13 protein-coding genes and 1 pseudogene are annotated in these 20,089 nt (G+C 63.9%); 11 read left to right on the top strand and 3 right to left on the bottom strand.

Annotated elements, in window-relative coordinates; translation table 11 throughout:
- Positions 1-187 precede the first annotated feature (187 nt).
- A complete protein-coding gene (locus tag ESB00_RS10920; protein ID WP_129047722.1) occupies positions 188-2,980 on the top strand; it encodes a hypothetical protein in 2,793 nt (930 codons plus the stop codon).
- A 239-nt stretch (positions 2,981-3,219) separates the two neighbouring features.
- On the opposite strand, the gene ESB00_RS10925 is transcribed toward ESB00_RS10920, so the two are convergent.
- On the bottom strand, positions 3,220-4,137 hold the full coding sequence (locus tag ESB00_RS10925) for an ABC transporter substrate-binding protein (RefSeq protein ID WP_218938730.1): 918 nt from the start codon (positions 4,135-4,137) through the stop codon (positions 3,220-3,222).
- Positions 4,138-4,334: 197 nt separating this feature from the next.
- Here ESB00_RS10925 and ESB00_RS10930 point away from each other — a divergent pair, with 197 nt between their 5' ends.
- The 10 genes from ESB00_RS10930 (at position 4,335) to ESB00_RS10975 (ending at position 17,673) form a co-directional block, all read left to right on the top strand.
- A complete protein-coding gene (locus ESB00_RS10930; protein ID WP_129047724.1) occupies positions 4,335-5,708 on the top strand; it encodes a glycoside hydrolase family 27 protein in 1,374 nt (457 codons plus the stop codon).
- Between the two features lie 5 nt (positions 5,709-5,713).
- On the top strand, positions 5,714-6,718 hold the full coding sequence (locus tag ESB00_RS10935; RefSeq protein WP_129047725.1) for a Kelch repeat-containing protein: 1,005 nt from the start codon (positions 5,714-5,716) through the stop codon (positions 6,716-6,718).
- Positions 6,715-8,181: a sulfatase family protein gene (locus tag ESB00_RS10940; protein ID WP_129047726.1), complete on the top strand. Its 1,467-nt coding sequence runs from the start codon at positions 6,715-6,717 to the stop codon at positions 8,179-8,181. Before ESB00_RS10935 ends, ESB00_RS10940 begins: the two co-directional genes overlap by 4 nt.
- Positions 8,182-8,199: 18 nt before the next feature.
- Entirely contained in the window at positions 8,200-9,198 is a 999-nt protein-coding gene (locus tag ESB00_RS10945) for a glycoside hydrolase family 43 protein (RefSeq protein ID WP_218938731.1), read from the top strand.
- Positions 9,195-10,163, top strand: a complete 969-nt coding sequence (locus ESB00_RS10950; RefSeq protein ID WP_129047727.1) for an alpha/beta hydrolase — start codon at positions 9,195-9,197, stop codon at positions 10,161-10,163. The genes ESB00_RS10945 and ESB00_RS10950 overlap by 4 nt, the downstream gene beginning before the upstream one ends.
- Before the next feature lie 113 nt (positions 10,164-10,276).
- Positions 10,277-11,665, top strand: a complete 1,389-nt coding sequence (locus ESB00_RS10955; RefSeq protein WP_129047728.1) for an ABC transporter substrate-binding protein — start codon at positions 10,277-10,279, stop codon at positions 11,663-11,665.
- 3 nt (positions 11,666-11,668) lie between these two features.
- Positions 11,669-12,568, top strand: coding sequence for a carbohydrate ABC transporter permease (locus ESB00_RS10960; RefSeq protein WP_129047729.1), 900 nt, complete (start codon positions 11,669-11,671; stop codon positions 12,566-12,568).
- 2 nt (positions 12,569-12,570) lie between these two features.
- The gene (locus tag ESB00_RS10965; protein WP_129047730.1) at positions 12,571-13,767 is read left to right on the top strand and encodes a carbohydrate ABC transporter permease; all 1,197 of its coding nucleotides are present in this window, start codon (positions 12,571-12,573) and stop codon (positions 13,765-13,767) included.
- Between the two features lie 78 nt (positions 13,768-13,845).
- On the top strand, positions 13,846-16,278 hold the full coding sequence (locus ESB00_RS10970) for an ABC transporter permease (RefSeq protein ID WP_129047731.1): 2,433 nt from the start codon (positions 13,846-13,848) through the stop codon (positions 16,276-16,278).
- A 9-nt stretch (positions 16,279-16,287) separates the two neighbouring features.
- The gene (locus ESB00_RS10975; RefSeq protein WP_129047732.1) at positions 16,288-17,673 is read left to right on the top strand and encodes a sulfatase family protein; all 1,386 of its coding nucleotides are present in this window, start codon (positions 16,288-16,290) and stop codon (positions 17,671-17,673) included.
- 2 nt (positions 17,674-17,675) lie between these two features.
- On the opposite strand, the gene ESB00_RS19660 is transcribed toward ESB00_RS10975, so the two are convergent.
- Both ESB00_RS19660 and ESB00_RS20245 read right to left on the bottom strand, forming a co-directional pair.
- Positions 17,676-18,533 (bottom strand): tetratricopeptide repeat protein, encoded by an 858-nt coding sequence (locus ESB00_RS19660; protein ID WP_246026465.1) that lies wholly within the window; start codon positions 18,531-18,533, stop codon positions 17,676-17,678.
- A 373-nt stretch (positions 18,534-18,906) separates the two neighbouring features.
- A pseudogene (locus ESB00_RS20245) lies at positions 18,907-19,848 on the bottom strand (multiheme c-type cytochrome); the annotation flags it as partial.
- Between the last annotated feature and the right edge of the window lie 241 nt (positions 19,849-20,089).

The raw sequence follows: 20,089 nt of genomic DNA on the forward strand, positions 1-20,089 counted from the left end.
CACGGTTCCATCCTTCGCTCAACAATCCGCTCCCTCAAGCGGAGTTTCAACCGGATCGCAAGAAACGCTGCGCCTCTCGCCCTTTCAGGTCACGGCCAGCACTGATCTCGGCTACCTTGCCCGCAGCACCCTGGCCGGTTCCCGGCTAAATACGGATCTGCGCGACGTTGCCTCTCAGATCAGCGTCATGACGCCGGAGTTTCTGGCCGACGTCAGCGCCACCACCCTAGATGATGCGATGCGCTACTCCCTCAACTATGAAAACCCTTGGGAGTTCACCAATGCCACCGCCAACAACGGCGATTTCCACCGCGGCATTATTCAGGACAATGCCGCCACCCGCACTCGCAGCCTCTCGGAGTCCGTTTACATGCACGATTTCTTCGTGACCTACATGCCGATGGACACCTACAACACCGAACGCTTTACAGTGGCCAGCGGTCCCAACGCCATCCTGTTCGGTCTCGGCAGCGCTGCTGGCGCCGTGGACAGCACCTACAAGCGGGCCCAACTCGCCAAGGATGCCTACGAATTTTCCCTTCGCGTCGACAACGAGGACTCCTGGCGCACGATTCTCGACGTCAACAAGGTCCTCTGGAAGGACAAGCTTGCCGTGCGCTTCGTCGGCCTGGGCCAGAACCTGCACACCTTCCGCAAGCCCAACAACAACGAGGCAACCCGCTTGTTCACCGCGGTCACGTTCCAGCCGTTCAAGAATACCCGCATCCGCGGCTGGTATGAGGATGCCGAGTTGCTGCGCCAACTGGCCCGCAATGCCATCATTGTTGACCGCGCCACCCCTTGGATCAGCGCCGGCCGTCCCGCCTTCAACAATGCGCCCGGCTTCACTCCTCCTGCAGCCAACAACCTCATTTTCGCCCTCAACGGCAACCAGGGGATGACCTACCTCTTCGGCCAAACCGCGCCCGGCACGATCCCGGTGCAGAATCTCCGCAACACCACCATCCTGACCCGCGGTGTCGAAGCCATCCGTCCATCGCCGGACAACGTGGATGTCACGCTCACGGACCCATCGCTCTTCCCGATCGACGTGAATTACCAGGGCAACGCCACCAACAACGATACCTTCGGTCACATTGCCGGCGCCGCCATTGAACAGACATTTTTTGACAAGCTCTTTGTCGAGGCCGCCTTCAACAAGGAGGTCTATCAGGCCAACTTCTCCGACCTCATCCGTGGCGTCGAAACCGAACTCTACGTCGATGCCAACCAGTTTTTGCCCGGGACCACGACCCCCAATCCCAACTACGGACGATACTTCATCGAGGGCAGCGGCCGCGCCGGCATCTGGTGGGGCGCCCGCGACGACCTGCGCCTGAGCGCCTCCTACGAACTGGACCTCAGCGATCGAACCCCGAGGAAATGGCTTTCCGGCCTGCTCGGCCGCCACCGAATTTCCGGCCTCCTCTCCCGCGAGGATCTGCACGGCGGCACCAACCCCACCCAGACCCTGCAGGGCCATGATGCCTACATCATCAACGACACACCCCTCACGGTCGGTCGGCCGCAGGACAATACAAACCGCACCCGCCAGCTCCGCTTCCGAGCTTACCTGGACGACCCCAAGACTACCGGGGCCGATGGCGTATACCACGCCAATCTGCCCTTTTATGCTTTGGGCAACACCACCCTCCCGGATGGCACCCAGATCGCCACCATTGGCAATCCCTACGGTGCCACCGCCTCCGCCACCCGCAGCCTCACCCGGATCGACAGCAACGTCGTTGCGGTCCAAAGCTATTTTTGGGATGGCCGGATTGTCACCACATTCGGATTCCGAAAGGACAAGCAACGTCGCGCCAACGTGACCACCGCACGCGTGGGCGTGCCCACCCCCACGCCCACCACCGCCTACACCGGACTCTTCCAGCACTTCTGGGAGGTGGATCCGGGTGAAAACTGGAACCCCGCCGACCATGTCGTCGATCATTCCCGTTCCCGCGGTATCGTGTTCCATCCCAAGAAGTGGCTGTCGCTCTTCTACAGCGACGCCGACACCTTCGGGCCTTCGGGCAATTTTCATCAGCCCGACAACTCCGTGATCCCGGGCACGCGCGGCGAAGGCCGTGACTACGGCTTTACTCTCTCCCTCTTTGATGACCGCCTCCATTTCCGCGCCAACAAATACCGTAATACCAATGCGCCCAACTCATCCGCCTTCCGTGACAGCGTGCGCGATTTGTTCATCAACATTGAACGCGTCATCCACGCCCGCTTCCCGGCCGACAAGGACGGGATCTACGATCCCAACCTTCCCCGCGACTACTACAATGTCACCTCCGACCAGGTCGCCGAGGGCTACGAGTTTGAATTGACCGCCAATCCGACTCCCCAGTGGCGCCTCACGCTCAACGCCAGCAAACCCGACTCCGTCGAATCTGGTATCGGGGCGCATTGGCTCGAAGCCCTGGACCGACGCCTCCCCGTGTGGTCCAAGTATGGGAACGAGCTTCTCGAGGGTAGCACCACCCGCACGGTGCGGGACGAATTCCGTGATCGTCTGAACAGCCTAAATACCATGAAGGAGTCGGACGGCACGGCCACGCAGCAACTGCGCACTTGGCGCATGAATCTCGTCACCCGCTACTCGTTCACCGAGGGACTCTTCAAGCGTTTTCACGTTGGCGGAGTCTACAGTTGGAGAGGGAAGAGCGTGCTCGGCTACAAGAACAAGACCATCGCCAACCAGTATCCCTTTCCGGGTATTGATGCTCAGATCGTCGTGCCCGATCTTGCCCAGCCCGTTTACGGCCGCGCCACGACCACGATTGATTTGTTCGCCGGCTACGGCCGTCGTCTCTTCAAGGACCGGGTCGATTGGAGTGTCCAGCTGAACATCCGCAACGCCCTCGACGATAACGATCCGGTCGTCCAGCGCGTACTCTCAGATGGAACGACCCGTTTCTACACTATACCAGAGCCTCGGGCGTTTATTCTAACCAACACATTTAAGTTCTGATTCTGGCAAACTCTCATCCACAGCGAACTGCGGATTGAGATTTTTGGGGTGTGGCGGCTCAATCGCCACTAAAACCAGATAAGCGGGACGGTGCAATTCAGGGCACCGTCCCGCGCTTATTTCCCCGGACTACGTGGTGAAGGAATGCGATGAGCGCACACCCTAGGACCGGCACATAGGGTAATCCGAACCGAGAGATCCCGCCGGCATGCACACCCAAAGGGCGGGATCGCTGCGGCTCAATACTCGCGGGAAGCAATCATCTCTCGGGCGTTTGTCGCGTCGAACAGCAGGTCCTTGTTATAGGCCTTGCGCTCGACCTTTTCTCCGCGCTTCAGGCGCTCAATCGTGTCGTAAACCTTGGGACCGAACATGGGATTGCACTCCACCGTGCAGTTCAGCCTTCCGTCGATGATCGCCTGGATGGCCTCTTTGATGCCGTCGATCGACACCATGATGATGTCCCGGCCCGGCTTGAGGCCGGCCTCCTCAATGGCCAGCGTCGCACCCAGCGCCATGTCGTCGTTGTGTGCATAAACGATGTTGATGGCACGACCGTGCTTCTTCAGCATCGCCTCCATCACCTCCTTGCCGCCGGCGCGCCGGAAGTCGCCGCTCTGCGAGTCTATTATTTTAAGACCAGGATGCTTCGCGATCCCGTCGGCAAAGGCCCGACGACGCTCGTTGGCCGGAGCAGAACCCGGCGTGCCCTGCAATTCAATGATATTGCCCTGACCATTGACTGCCCTGGCCACCCAGTCGGCCGCCATGCGGCCCTCTTCATAAAAATCTGATCCGATGAAACACACATACAGGGACTCATCGGCGGTCTGAATGGAGCGATCCGTGAGGATGACCGGTATTCCTGCTCGCTTCGCCTCTCTCAGGACAGGGTCCCAGCCTGTCTCGACGATCGGCGCGAGGACGATGGCATCAACTCGCTGCGCCACGAAGGACCGGATGGCCCGGATCTGGTTTTCTTGTTTGCCCTGCCCGTCGGCAAACTTGAGCTCAATTCCGCGCTTTTCCGCCTCGGACTTCATCGAGTTCGTATTGGCCGTGCGCCAGGCGCTCTCCGCCCCGGTCTGGGCAAAGCCAACGCGCAATGGTTTACCGGCGGCGGCGACTTGCGCAGCCGCCACGAGACTAATGACCATGAGGAAGAGTCGGTTGATTTGGGGTAACATACTGAAGGCATTCATAGCAGAGGTGGGTTTTGTCCGCCCCAAGAAAGGGAAGACTCGTAAGAAAAGTAGACCTACAATGGGACGATGTCCGCCAAAGTTTATCGTGACGGTCATACACCCCATCGCGTGACCCGGCCAATGGTCCATGATGAATTCCATGGAGATCCATGCGCATCCTTTGCCCCATCCCTCCACTCGGCTGGAACAGCTTCGACAGTTTTGGCGGCTACCTGCACGAGCAGGCTGCCTTCGCCCAGTTGGAGGCATTCGCAGAAAAACTCGCGCCAGCCGGCTACGACACCTTCGTCGTCGATATCGGATGGTATGGCGAATATGCCTTCAAGCCCGGCACCAACTACCCGTCACCAACCACCAAGCACGCCCTCGACATCCATCTCGACCCTCACGGCCTGCCCCTGCCTTCAACGTGCTATTTTCCCAACGGTTTCGGCGGGCTCATTGCGCGAACCCACCAGCTTGGGCTGAAATTCGGTGTGCATCTCATGCGCGGCATCCCGCGCAAGGCCGTCCAACTGCGTCTCCCGATCAAGGGTGCCCCGGCCGGTGTGACCGCCGCAGACATCGCCGACCCCACCTCGACCTGCCCATGGTGCCACTACAACTACGGCGTTAACATGGACAAACCCGGCGCCCAGGAATGGCACGACTCGCTGGTCGCACACCTCGCTGCGTGGGGTGTGGATTTTATCAAGGCCGACGACATCACCGGCTACCCGCTCGAGATTGAGGCATTCGTCAAGGCCATCGCCAAGTGCGGCCGCCCCATCGTGCTCTCCCTCTCGCACGGCGGCGAAGCCGATCCCGCTTTGCTCCCCGTTTATCGCCAGTCCGACCTCGTCCGCATTACCAAGGACATCTGGGACGATCCGGAATCCATCGAACGTTCGTTCAACGCCTGGGAACATTGGGCGCCGCACGCTCGGCCCGGATTCTGGCCCGACCTCGACATGATCCCATTCGGTGACCTGCAGACCATGAGTCCGGAGCCGGCACCCGGGGAACTTCCCGAGGGGAAAAATCCCTCTCTCTGCGGAAAGGGCTTCAAACGCACCTGCCAGTTGACCCCGGACCAGCGCCGCACCTTCATGACCCAGCGCGCCTTGGCGGCCTCGCCCCTCTTCGTCGGAGGCGACCTCACCACGATGGCGGTGGAGGACCTCCGGCTGCTCACCGACCCGCGCCTGCTGGCCTGCAACCAGAACGGCATCGCCGGCACCGTCCGCTACATGCGTGGGGACGTGCAGGTCTGGCATGTCCCGCATCGCTCCAAACTAGGCCATGGCTGGCTCGGGGTGTTCAACCGCAATCCCGCACGTCGCGAGGAGTCGCTCGTCCTCACTGCGGACCGGCTTAATCTTCCGGCTCACACCCGCCTGCACAACATCTGGGCCGGCTCCGACCTCGGCACCTTGGCCGCGCGTCCTCACTTGATGTTGCCTCCGCTCGGTTGCGTATTTCTGGAATACGCCGGGGCTCGTCACGAGTCGGCCGTGGTCTCGCCCGAACACCCCACCGACTGATCGCCATGACCCTGCGTCACTGTCTCTGCTTCTGCCTTATTTTGCTCACGGTTGGCGCGACGGCCACGGCCGCAGAATGGACCCCGGAGCCGGTCCAGGGAACGATGCACCCGCGGCACGAGGCCGCTTTCGTCGCTGTTGGCGGAAAAGCCTACCTGCTCGGTGGGCGGCGCCTCCAACCGGTGGACATCCTCGACCCCGCCACCGGGGTCTGGACGCAAGGCGCCACCCCGCCAGTCGAAGTGCACCACTTTCAGGCAGTCGTCTGGGAAAACAAAATCTGGCTCGTCGGCGCCATGACCGGCCGCTACCCGCAGGAACGCGCCCTCGACCACATCCCGGTTTACGATCCCGCCACCGACTCCTGGTCCCGCGGTCCCAGCCTGCCTGAACACCGCCGCCGCGGCGGTGCCGGAGCCGTCATCCATGAGGGGAAACTCTACGTCGTGTGCGGCATCATCAATGGCCACTGGGATGGCCACGTGGCCTGGCTCGACGAACTCGATCTCTCCACCGGCATCTGGCGGGAACTGCCCGATGCTCCCCGTGCCCGCGATCACTTCCAAGCCGCCATCGTGGGCGATAAACTCTACGCCGCCGGTGGCCGACGCTCGTGGGCCGCGCGCAAGGAGACTTTCAACCACGTCGAGGCCCGCGTGGATGTCTACGACTTCAAGGCCGGTATCTGGGTCACGCTGCCGTCACCCGCCGGAGATCTTCCCGTGCCCCGTGCCGGAACCATGAGCATCGCCGTCGGTCGCCACCTTATTGTCGCCGGAGGAGAAAGCCTGGCGCAAAGCACGGCCCACGCCGACAACCATGCGCTCGACACCGTGACCGGCACTTGGGTGGCTTGGCCCCCATTCGCTCGCGGTCGGCACGGTAGCGGCGTCATCCGACTCGGCAAAGGACTCTGCGTGGCGTCCGGATCAGGCAACCGCGGCGGCTCACCGGAACTCGATTCCGTCGAGATGCTCGATCTGACCGACCTGTTCCCAATTCGGCCATGAGCGATACCCGGCCCAATTTTCTGGTCATCATGACCGACCAGCAGAGGGCCGATTCGGTGTCGCTCGATACTGCCGGCTGGACACCCCACCTCGCCTCCTTCGCTCGCGAAGCCGTCAACCTCTCGCAGACCTACTGCCCGTCGCCGCACTGCTGCCCCTCCCGCGCCACCTTCTTCACCGGTCTCTATCCCTCGCGCCATGGTGTTTGGAACAACGTGCTCAACCAGCACGCCCTCAGCCGCGGTCCACGTCCCGGCGTGAGACAATGGAGCACGTCACTCGCCACCGCCGGCTACGACCTGCACTTTTCGGGCAAGTGGCACGTGGACGCGGACTCCGATCCCGAAGACCACGGCTGGACCGAGCACCACACCTCCGCCGCCCATGGCCAGGACCACCATGGCCCGAAGTGGGACTTCTACGAAAAGCTCGCCCGCGAGCCCGCATCCTCCGGGCCGCGCCCGCCCGGCCTGATTCGCCGCCCCGGCTACGGCGACCAGAGGATCTACGAGACACTGCCCTCGGGCGGCAAAATGGTCCACGACGACGACGCTTTCGCCGGCGCCTTGCGCGCGCTCGAGCAGGTGAAAAATGGAGCGAAGCCCTGGATGCTCTATGCAGGCTTTATCGGGCCGCATGATCCGTATGCCGTCCCACCCGAATGGCTCGCGAAAATCCCGGACTTTGCATGCGAGTTGCCACCCAGTTACGCTGACGACCTTCGCGACAAGCCCGTGATCTATCAGCGCCTGCGCGAGCAACTCTGGGATCAGCTTTCTCCCAATGAAGTCCGCGAAGCGCGCCGCCATTACCTCGCCTACTGCGCCTATACCGACCATCTCCTCGGCCGGCTCCTTGCCAAACTAGACTCCATCGGCCAGAGGGAAAACACCATCGTGATTTTCCTCTCCGATCACGGTGACTACGCCGGGGACCACGGCCTGTTCTGCAAAGGCATCGCCGGCTTTCGCGCGGCCTATCATGTGCCCTGTTACGTGCGCTGGCCGGCCGGAAAACTCGCGACCGGCACGACCCAGGAGGCCCTCGTGTCCCTCGCCGACTTCGGCCCCACCTTCCTCGAACTCGCGGGGCTGCCCGTGCCGGCCTTCGGTTTCACCGGCCGCAGCCTCGTGCCGGTCCTCCGTAGCGTCACGCCGGCTGACTGGCGCGATGCGCTTGTCACACAATGCAACGGTGTCGAACTCGCCTACACCCAGCGCATCGTATTCACCAAGGAGTGGAAATACATCTACAACGGCTTCGACCGCGATGAGCTCTACGACCTCGTCAACGATCCGCACGAGATGACCAACCTCGCCGCGCGCCCCGAGCACCGCGACGTCGTGCGCGCGATGTGTCGCCGCCTGTGGAAGTTTGCCCGGGCAGAAGGCGATGAGCTCCTCAGCAACTACTTCACCATCGGCCTCGCGCCCTTCGGCCCCGCCGAGGCTTTCCGCGACTGACAGGCTTCTTCCCCACCCATGAAAATCTTCCTGCCTTACGCCATGCTCTTCGTTGCCGCCACCACCCTGCTCTCCGGCGGTGAATCCATCGCCGCCACCGATCTCCGCGTGCGCGATCCGTTCATTCTTCCCGACCCAGCGACCAAGACCTACTATCTCTACCGCCAGATCGCTAACGGCCGGCGCGACACGACCGAGGGCGTCCGAGGCGTCGAGGTCTTCCAGAGCAAGGATCTCCGCACGTGGACCGGTCCGCAGACCGTGTTCGCCCAGCCGCCCGGCTTTTGGGCCGACGCCGAGGTCTGGGCCCCCGAGGTCCATAAATATCAGGAGAAATATCATCTCTTCGTAACTTTCACCGCCAACCGCCCCCTCCCGGGAGATAGCGCCGCGGGTGCCCCGCCGATGCGCCCGCGCGGCACCCAGATCCTCGTGGCCGACCAACCCACCGGCCCGTTCCGGCCCTTTGCCAACCAAGCCCACACGCCCGCGGGCTGGATGTCGCTCGACGGCACGCTCTGGATCGAAGACGGTGTGCCCTGGATGATCTTCTGCCACGAATGGCACCAGATCACCGACGGCACGATGGACCTCGTGCAGCTCAAACCTGATCTCAGCGCTCCGGTCGGCGAACCCCGGGTATTGTTTCCCGCGACGGCGGCCCCTTGGGTGAAGAGCATGAAGGAATCCATCGGCGGTCATCATGGCTACGTCACCGACGGCCCGTTTCTCTTCCGCACAAAGATCGGCAAGCTCCTCATGATCTGGTCCAGTTTCGGCACGCAGAGATATGCCATTGGCATCGCCGAGTCCGTCTCGGGCAAGGTGACCGGACCGTGGGTGCAACACCCGGAACCACTCTTCAAGGCCGATGGCGGACACGGCATGATCTTCACGACCTTCGAGGGTCAGCTTACGCTCTGCTTCCATCAGCCCAACACCCGGCCGGATGAGCGCATGCGGTTTTACCCGCTGGAGGACACCGGCGACACGCTCCGCCTGCTGAACCAGCAATGATATCCTACCCTTTCCTCGCGGCGCTTGGCCTCTCGGGCCTGCTTACCATCTCCGTTTCGGCCGCCAGCGTCACCATCCCCGCCCCTGCCCGCGGCCTGGCGCCCTACACCCGCACGCCCGACGACTATCCGTCCAATCCCGACGCCACCTACCGCGACGGCGTGCCGCGAGGCCGCATCGAGGAGCATGACTGGAACGACTCGCGGATCTTTCCGGGCACCACGCGCAAGTTCTGGATCTATGTGCCGGCCCAATACACGCCAAACCGCCCCGCCGCCGTGATGGTGTTTCAGGACGGGCAGGCCGCGCTGAACCCGGAACGCTTTCTGCACGTGCCGGCCGTGTTCGACAACCTCATCGCCCGGGGCGAAATGCCCGTGACCATCGCCATCCTGATCAACCCCGGCCAGCGGCCGCCGAACGACGAGGACAAAATCGGCGCCCCACCCAACATCAATCTGCCGCTCAATCGCCGCTACGAATATGACCGCCTGACCGACGACTACTCTCGCTTCCTGATCGAGGAAATATTGCCCTTCGTCGGGTCGCGCTACCGCCTGACCGATAACGCTGAAGAACGCGCCATCTGCGGCAACAGCTCAGGCGGCATCTGCGCCTTCACCGTCGCCTGGCAGCGCCCCGATGCTTTCCGGAAGGTCGTCTCGCACGTCGGGAGCTTCGTCAACCTGCGCGGCGGCCACATCTATCCCGACATCGTTCGCGGCAGCCCCGCCAAGCCTTTGCGTATTTTCCTCCAAAGCGGCGTGAACGACCTCGAGAACGAATTCGGCCGCTGGTTTCCCGCCAATCTCGCCATGGCCGCCACCCTCGAAGCGAAGGGCTACGATCTGCGGACCGTCTGGGGCGATGGCGGCCACAACCCCCGCCATGCCGGCAGCATCTTCTCCGACACCCTCCGCTGGCTCTGGCGGGATCATCCGGATGTCATCGCACCCGGGCGCTGACCCCTGGGTTGCATTACGGGCATACGGGCTGTCCGTTGCCTGTCCGGGCGACAATTTCCCTGAATCCTGACTCGTCGGCTCCGTTCCAGCCGGCATCATCGCCTCAACCCCGCATGCCCGCGCTCAACCGCCGCGAGTTTCTCCGTCTTTCCGCCGCCGGCTCGGCTGCGGCCTTGTTCGGCTCGGGCTGTCGGCGCGACGACTCCGCCCTACGGGGCCGGATCCACCTCACTTATTGGGAGAAATGGACCGGGGAAGAGGGCGAGGCGATCCGCAAGGTCGTGGACGACTTCAACCGCTCACAGGACCGTATCTACGTCGAATACCTGAACATGTCGCACATTGACCGGAAGGTCATCATCGCGACCGCCGGAGGCATGGGGCCCGACATCGCCGGCGTCTGGAGCCATACTCTTTCCACTTTGGCGGATCTCAATGCACTCATGCCGCTCGACGAGCTGATGGCCGCCGAGCCGGAGGGCCCCGCATGGATGAACCGCTTCTACCCGGCCGTCGCCGGGCTGATGCGGCATCGCGGGCAAGTCTACGGCCTGCCGAGCATGCATATGGTTTCCGCCCTCTTCTGGAACAAGACCATGTTCCGCGAGGCTGGCCTCGATCCCGAGCGTCCGCCACAGACGCTACGGGAATTCGACGAGTTCAACCGCCTCCTCACACGCAAGGACCCGCACACCGGGCGTCTAAAACAGGCGGGCTTCCTCTCGAGCGAACCGAATTTTGTTAACTGGCAATACCTGAACTGGTTCGGCGGCCAGTCCTGGGACGGCGAGAAAATCACCATTGCCACCGACCCCGGCAACCTCGCCGCCCTGCAGTGGATCCGTGCCAAGACCGAGGAGGTCGGCCTGCAGGAATTCCGCATCTTTGCCAGCGGAGCCGCGGGCTCTTCCTCGCTTAGCTTCTCCTCGCCCAACAACCCCTTCTACACGGGCAAACTCGGCATGACTTTCTACGGGGTGTGGTTCTACAGCTATCTCCGTCGTTTTGCCCCGGGTCTTGACTGGGGCTGCGCTCCCTGGCCCGAGGTCGTGCCGGGCATCCGGGACTACACCTACGTGGAGTCCGACATCCTGGTTGTGCCCCGCGGCTGCCGCCACCCGGAAGCCGCCTGGAAATTTCTTCGCTACGTCACAAGCGCCAATCTCGCCGCCCGCAGCGAGGCCGAACTGCGCGGCGTCGAAAAACTTGGCTGGCTGCAGCGCCGTCCGTCCTCACTGCGGGCATGGAGCCCGTTCCTGGCAGAAAACCACCCCAACCCGCAGATCGAGGTCTTTCGCCGACTTTCCGACAGTCCCAATGCCGCCCGGATCATACCCCTCGGCATCGCTCGCGAGTATATCGGCGAAAACCTCGCGATGTTCGAACGCGTGCGCAATCTCAGCCAGAAACCCGAGGACGCGCTGCGCTACGTCCACGGCCGGCTCAGCGAAAGCTGGGCCACCCACCAACGCAGCCTTCGCCGGCACGGCCTGCTGGCCTGACCCATGACGCAATCACGACGTCAACTCCGCGCCGGCCTCGGCTACACCGCCCTCTGGGTGGTCGGCCTCGGCGTGTTCACCGCCTACCCGGTGCTCGCCTCCGTCTACTATAGCTTCTGCGACTATTCCGTGCTCACCTCCCCGGTGTGGATCGGCACGGAAAATTACCAGCGCCTCTGGCACGACGACCTTTTCTGGCGCGCGCTGCGCAACACGCTGTATTTCGCCGTGTTTTCCGTGCCGCTCGGCGCCATCGTCTCGCTCTCACTTGCACTCCTGCTCAACCAGGACGTCCGCGGTCGGCCGTTTTTCCGCGCCCTCTTCTACCTGCCTTCCATCGTCCCGGCCGTGGCCAGCTCCATGCTCTGGCTCTGGATCTTCAACGGCCAATACGGACTGCTCAACTTCGTGCTCACGCCGATCCTCGGCGTGGTCGGCCTCCAGCCGCCCATCTGGCTCGCCGATCCCAACTGGGCGAAACCCGCGCTGGTCATGATGAGCCTTTGGGGTGTCGGCAACTCCATGATCATCTACCTGGCCGGCCTACAGGACGTGCCCAAGGAGCTCTACGAGTCCGCGGAAATCGACGGGGCCGGCCCTTGGCGCAAGTTCTGGCATATCACTCTACCCTGCATCTCGCCGGTCATCTACTTCAACGTCCTCATGGGCACCATCGGCGCGCTCCAAGTCTTCACCCAGGCCTTTATCATGTCGGGCGGCACCGATGACGGCAGCCCCGCCCGCTCGACGCTTTTCTACGCCCTCTACCTCTTCGGCCAGGCTTTCTACCAGCTGCGCATGGGCTATGCTTCCGCCATGGCCTGGATCCTCTTCGTGATCATCGTCAGCCTCACCTGGCTCGCGACCAAACTCTCGGCCCGGCACGTGCACTACAACCGCTGACCATGCCGCGACCCGCCTCCACCCGCTTCGTCGTCTACGGCCTGCTGTTCACGCTCGGCTCGCTCTTCGCCACGCCCTTCGTGTGGCTGGTGCTGACGGCGTTGAAGCCGGTCGAGCAAACCACGAAGTTTCCGCCCGTCTTCATCCCGCGCGCCTACCATGCCGAGCTCGACGGACGCTCGGTCGAGGTGACCAAGGATTATGTCCTCACGCAGGATGCCGTCATCGTCGAGGCCGCCGGCCTGCGCCATGTCGTGTCACTCGCTCAGTTTGACGAGGCCGCCGGCACCGCGCGCCTCGCCCCCGACGCGCCGCCGCTGCCCGCCCGCCTGCTCAGGCGCGTGCAGGCCGGCGACTGGCGCGTGACCGAACGCGCTGAGGGCTTCGGCCGCGCCGGGAGCCTCGCCTGGGACATCGTGCCGGAGTCGGCCATCGACGCGCGCGTCAAGCCGCGCTGGGAAAATTTCTCCCTCGCCATCGCCACCATCGGCGGGCGCAGCGTGGAGGAGGTCCAGGGCACCGTCAGCACCGTTCATTCGCACGGAGCCGACTCAGAGGTTACCTTCTGGGACTTTCTCACCAACACCCTGCTGGTCTGCGTGCTCGGCACCATCGGGGCGGTCCTTTCCAACGCGCTCATCGCCTACGGATTCGCCCGCCTGCAGTGGCCCGGTCGCGATCTCCTCTTTGCGATCACCCTCGGCACGATGATGGTGCCCTTCCCTGTGCTCATGGTTCCGCTCTATGGTGTCTTCAAGGAGCTCGGCTGGATCGGCACGCTGCTTCCCCTCTGGGTGCCGGCGTGGTTCGGCAGCGCCTTCAACATCTTTCTCATGCGGCAGTTCTTCCGCACCATCCCCGAGGATCTCAGCGAGGCCGCGCGCATCGACGGCTGCAGCGAATGGCAGATCTTCTGGAAGGTCATCCTCCCTCTTTCCAAACCAGTGCTCGCCGTCGTCGCACTCTTTCACTTTCTGCACACGTGGAACGATTTCATGGGCCCGCTGCTTTACCTGACCAAGCGCTCCACCTTTACCCTCGCGGTGGCTCTCCAGAACTACCAGACGCAGAACGGCGGCACCCCCTGGCACTTCCTCATGGCCGCCAGCACCATCGTCATCGTGCCCGTCATCCTCCTCTTTTTCTTCACCCAAAAAACCTTCATCCGCGGCATCGCCACGACCGGCATGAAGGGCTGAGCACGAATCGTCGATCCGATCCTCTTTTTCGCCCCAGCCCATCTATTTCTTACGCGACCCGTCTGAACTTTGTTTCACATGGACCTTTTCACCTACGAGATTCGCCTCGCCGCGCGTCGGATTTTTCGACGTCGCGCCCAGAGCGCGATCATCCTCGTCACCTTCGCGGCCTCCGTCGCGCTGGCCTTACTGAGCTTCGCGCTCTTCCGCTCGATCTTCCTCACCGACCTCTCGTTTGATCCCGGCAGCCGCCTCCTGCTCGTGCAGCAGGTCACCGCCAACACCGGCGCCAACGTCTCTTTCTCCACGCCGACAGAGCTCGACTATTGGCGCCAACACCAAACGCAGTTCGAGTCTTTCGCCCCCGTCAGCCTCTTTCGCACCACCATGCTCACCGAGGGCGGTGCCACCGAGCGCTGCTACGGCGCCACGCTCTCTTCCGACGCGATGCGCCTGCTCGGGGCCCAGCCGCTTCTCGGCCGCCTCTTCACCGCCGGCGATGACCAGCCCGGCAGCACCACGGTCATTCTCAGCGAAAAGTTCTGGCGCACGCGCTTTGGCGCTGACCCCTCCATTGTCGGTCGTGCGCTGCGCGTCGAAGCCAAGCTCGCGACCGTCGTCGGCGTGATGCCCGACACCTTTCGGTTTCCCAACGACCAGCAGCTCTGGCTGCCCATCGGCTTCGCGCCCCAATGGGCCACTGACTACGCCTCGTCGCCTTTTCTCGAGATCATCGGCCGCCTGAAACCCGGCGCGACACGCGCGATCGCCACTGCCGAACTCGCCCGCATCGCCGCCGAGTCGCGCGCCGCCGGCTCCGCCCGCGCCGGCCTCTCGCCACGCGTCGTGCCGCTGCGCGACTCCTTCATACCCGAAAATATCCGCCTGAGTGCCCGCGTGCTGTTCGCCCTGGCGTTGCTCTTCGTTGCCGGCAGTTGCCTTAACGCCGCCAACCTCGTGCTCATCGATTTCCTCGGCCGCACCGGCGAGTTTGGCGTCGCTTCTTCCCTCGGCCTCTCGCGCGCCGCGCTCGTGCGACAATTGCTCTGTCAGATCGGCCTGCTCGCCCTCGCGTCCACGGCCCTCGCATTGTGGATCGTCAGCATCGCGGGCCCCATCCTCTTTGCCTCCCTCGCCGTGACCCTGAATCCCGTGCCCTACTGGCTCGCCTTTGTCGTCGATCTGCCACTCGTCGGCATCGGCGCAGCGCTCGGATTGCTCGCGACTCTCGCCGCCGCAATCGGTCCGGCGCTGCTGCTCCTGCGCTCCTCTCCCGAGACGCTGATGCGCGACGGTGCTTCCGGCCTTCGCGGCTCGCGACGCGCGCCTTGGCGTCACGCGCTGGTCACCGCTCAAGTCGCCGTGCTCACGTTGCTCGCGATATTCGCCGGCCTGCTGGTCAACTCGCAATGGCACCTCGCGCGCCGCACACTGGGGTTCGACGCCACCAACGTGCTCGACATCCGCATCGCGCTCAACGCCGAGGATTTCAAGTCCCCCGCTTCACGCATCACCGTGCTCGAACGCCTGCTCACCACCGCACGCGAACTGCCGGGCGTCACCGCCGCGAGCCTTATTCACGAGGATCTCGACTACTACGACACGCCGAACGGTTTCCTCGCCACGCAACGCGCCCAACTGGACCAGGGCGCTGCGCAGGATCAGTCCAAGATGACCTACATTTCCGAGGACTTTCCCGCCGTGGCCCGCCTGCTAATAATAGAAGGTGAGGCACTTCCGCAGACACCAGAGCCTGACTCGCCCAACTATGCGTTGGTCACGAAATCCCTCGCTGCCCGCCTGTGGCCCGGCCAGAGCGCGCTGGGACGCGAGTTGTGGGTGCGCCGCGGCTTCAACGTCACCGCGCCGCCTATTCTCATTGTCGTGCGCGGTATCATCTCTGATTTCCAATCGGGCTCCGGCTTCGCTGACCAGCGCGACGCCGTGCTCACACACTACGCGAAGCCCGCTCCGCTCTACTTCAACCTGCTGGTCCGCGGCGAACGCTCGGTGCCTTCATTGCCCGAAGTCTCGGCCGCTCTACGCCGCGCCGCGCCCAACGTCGCTCAATACTACCCCGGCGCTTGGAGCGAGAAGCTCGAACGTCAGTTGCAGATCGTAGCCCTGACCTCGCGGCTCACCTCGATCTTCGCCGCCTTCGCCGGCGCGCTTTGCCTGTTCGGCATCTACGGCCTCACCGTCTCCGCTTTCGCGCAACGCACACGCGAATTTGGCATCCGCCTCGCTTTGGGTGGGGTCCCCGGCGGACTCTGGCGACACTTTGCCCGCGGCTATCTCGGTTGCGCCATGCTCGGAGCGACGCTTGGGCTTGCCATCGCTGCATCGCTCGCCGGCGCCCTGGGCAGCCTTCTCTACGGCGTCCAACCGTGGGACGGTGCGACATATATCTCGGTCGGTGCCGGCATGCTCGCGTTGACCGCCGTCGCATGTTTGCCAAGCCTGAATCGGTTTCGCCGGCTCGATCCGGCTATCTGCCTCCGCAGCCTGTAATTCCTCCCCATGTCCGCCTCCAACCGTCCCAACGTCATCGTCTTCTTCACCGACCAGCAGCGCGCCGACACCACCGGTGCCCACGGCTACCCGCTCGGGCTGACCCCGAACTTCGACCGCATGGCGGCGACCGGCACGCACGTCGCGCACAGCTACACCTGCCAGCCGGTGTGCGGCCCCGCGCGCTCCTGCCTCCAGACCGGCTACTACGCCACGCAAACCGGGGTCTGGAAAAACGGTTTCCGTCCCGATCCGAAGCTGCCGACCCTAGCCCAGCATTTCAACGCCGCCGGCTACCACACGGGCTACATCGGCAAATGGCACCTCGCCGAGCACAAGTACCACGGCGCCGTGCCACGTGAGCTGCAGGGCGGCTACCAGACCTGGCTCGGCGCCAACCTGCTCGAGTTCGTCTCCGACGCCTACGACACGCACCTGTGGGATCAGGACGGCAAGGAACACAAGCTGCCCGGCTACCGCGTCGATGCCATCACCGACGCCGCCATCCGCCACGTCGATGCGCGCACCAAGGAGGACAAACCCTTCTTCCTCTTTCTTTCCTACATTGAGCCGCACCACCAGAACCACCGCGACGACTACCCCGCGCCGGTCGGCTACGAGCAGCAATACGCCGCCGCCCCGCTCCCGCCCGACCTGGCCGCACTCAAGGGCACCGCACCGCAGCACTGGCCCGGCTATTGCGGCATGATCAAGCGCCTCGACGAGTCCCTCGGCCGACTGTTCGACTCCCTGCGCAGCCTGGGCCAGCTGGACAACACCATCGTGCTCTACACCTGCGACCACGGCTGCCACTTCAAGACGCGCAACGGGGAATACAAACGCTCCTGCCACGACGCCTCCATCCGCGTGCCCACCGCCCTCGTAGGCCCGGGCTTCAACGGCGGCGGCCGTCTCGAGAACCTCGTCTCCCTGGTGGACCTGCCGCCGACTCTGCTCGATGCCGCGGGCATCGCCGTGCCCAGGGAGATGCCCGGCCGCTCAATCAAACCCCTGGCACAGAAACGCCTCGAGGGCGCGTGGCCCGAGGAGGTCTTCGTGCAGATTTCCGAAAGCCACACCGGCCGCTGCATCCGCACCGCCCGCTGGAAATATTCCGTGCGCGCCCCCGGCAACGACACCACCGGCAAACCCGTCTCCCAAGCCGCTTCCGATGTCTATGAGGATGATTTCCTTTACGACCTACAGGCCGATCCCTGGGAGCAGACCAACCTGATCGGCATGCCCACCTTTAAGAATGTCGTCGCAGATTTGCGCGCCCGGATGGTCCGCCGCATGACCGCCATCGGCGAAAAAGAGCCGCGTTTCATCGACGCCCCCCAAACCGATCCTTTCCAGCGCCAGGTCGAATACCACGGCGGCTCGGGCGTGAGCTGAGCTCAGCGCGTCGCCTGTAGCACCTGTTGGGCTCCGGCATGCGCCGGATCGATCCGCAGTGTGCGCTCGGCCGCGGCGCGGGCTCCCGCACGGTCGCCCTGGCGCAGCAGCACGGTCGCCAACGCAAACGGATAGTCGGACTCGGCCGGCGCGTTCGCCTCGGCCCCTGCCAGTTCGGCTCCGGCTTCCGACAAGCGATCGGCCTGAGCCAATAGCAGCCCGAGGTTGTAGCGGGCCCGGTGGGCCTGCTGGTCGAGGCGTAAAGCCAACCTGAATCCGTTTTCGGCCTCCTTAAGCCGCCCCCCCTCGGCAAAGGCGAGTCCCGCGCGCAAGGCCAGCTGCGCACCCCGGTCGCGGCCGGCCAGTTCCGCAGCGCGATAAAATGCATTTCCCGCCTCCGTGAGCCGGCCCAGCCCGGCCAGCACCAGGCCCTGCGATTCGCGAATGCCGGCGGAATACGGATCCCAGTCAACGGCCCGGGCAATTTCACGCTCCGCGCCGGCCAGATCTCCCCGGTTGGCCAGATCCTGCCCGATACGCAGCCGGCCCGCGGGTTGATCAAGTGTCAGCGCAAGATAGGAATCGAGCTCGTGCCGAATGTCCGAACCGGGTGGCAATGCCGCCGATAGAGCCCAGGCGGCATCGAGCCGCACCAGCCTAACTGGATCGGTCAGCAACGGCGTGAGCAGACGTGCTGCCTCGGCGCTGCCGGCAAAGAAACGGGCTGCGGCGGCGCGCTCCATCGGGTCCCCCGCGAGCAAGGCCGCCTCCGCCGCCGGCATCGCGACGCGGGCGTCGGGCAGGGCGGGCAGTAGCGACAGATAGGTCGCCCGCCACGCCGGAATGTCCTCGTCGCGCATCAACTCCAGCAAACGGCCGGCCGCCTCCGGTGCACCCGCCTGCGCCGCGGCCACAGCGCGCGCGCGCGCGCTGTCTGGAGTCCAGCCTCGAACCATACCATTCATCTGCTTTAGCGACCACCCAATCGAGTCCCTCCCTCTCGTGACACCTACTGCACGCATTGGGAATGCCGAGTTCCTTCGTGAGCAACGGGTCCGGTTTGAGCCAGCCGTGATCATGGCGCGGCGAACGCTGCATGTAAGTTGTCGTCGGCATGTGACAGGCCACACAACTGTTGCCGGTGCTGCCAGGCTGATGCCGAGAATGCACCAGCGGGTCGATCGGCGTGGCGCGTCGGCCGCCGGGCATCTCTCGGCCCGGCGCAGCGTGGCACTGCTGGCACAACTGGTTGTCCGTAGTCGGCAGAATTGTTTTCGTCGTGTGAGGATCGTGGCAGTCGAGACAGGTGACGCCGGCATGGCCCATCCGGCTGAGCAGCACGGAGGTCCAGTTGAAGTCCTCGTCGCGCTGCTGGCCATCGGGATAAAAAATTTCAGGCTCTACTGGCAGCGTCACCCGGTAGTGATCGTGATAACTGTCCCCGGGCTGAAAATCCTCGGTGAGCTTCTCGTTGCGAGCATGACAAGGGGCGCAGGTCTGCATCATCTTTGCCCGGTCACCGAGAAAGGGCGGCTTGGGACCGGCCGATAGGGGCCTGTTCTTGTCGCCATGACCCGGCGCAGTCGGGCCGTGACATTGGATGCAGCCCACGCCGTGCTCGATCCACGTCGAGGTGTAGGTGTCGGTGGCTGGGTCATAGCGTCGCTGGTAGCCCGTCATGTGGCAGTGCGCGCACATCGAGTTCCAGTTCATGCCCCGGCCGGTCCAGTGGCCCCACTCGCCGGCACGGCGATTCTCCGCGCCGAATACGTTGAAGAACTCGTGCTTCGCCGGGTCAAAGGCCTGCTCATGCGGCTGCCAGCGACCACCGGGCGCGGGCACCAGTGGCTGCCACGAGGGCTTCTGTCCCAATACGAACTCAGGCCGGACCGAGCCCGGCGTGACGAGTGCGAATAACCGGAGCGCTTCGGCATCTCGCACGGGATCAACCGGCCGATTGGCCTGCGCATGATCGGTCGGCGCCCAGGCGGCGTGAATCTCCGCATGGCACTCGCGGCAAGACTCCGAGGTCTGGGCCACGGCCTGCTCCACCCGGAGACGCTCGACCGGCACGTCAACCCGCCGGCAACCGGTGGAAAGAGTCAGGCCAACCAGCAACATCCACGCTCCTCCTCTCGTGCAAGAGCGCGACCGCCGTGTGAGAAGTAAGCCCATTGAAAACAATCGGGGAAGTCCACCCAAGCAGCTGACGATTGCCAAGCCCGGGCCGGTGTATTTTGCGCGGCCCGTAATATGCTCGGCATGCCAAGCCCGAAACGGCGTTGGCCTCGGACGCAGCGCGAGTCGGGCCCATTCGGAGCCGCCCCCAGAGCGGCTGATGACGGTCACACATCAATCGCATTAGCGTACCGCCTCAAATCCATTTAATTCGCCGTGCGATGCCACCCCTTCCCCC

This window comes from Oleiharenicola lentus (assembly GCF_004118375.1).
In the GTDB taxonomy this organism is placed as follows: domain Bacteria; phylum Verrucomicrobiota; class Verrucomicrobiia; order Opitutales; family Opitutaceae; genus Lacunisphaera; species Lacunisphaera lenta.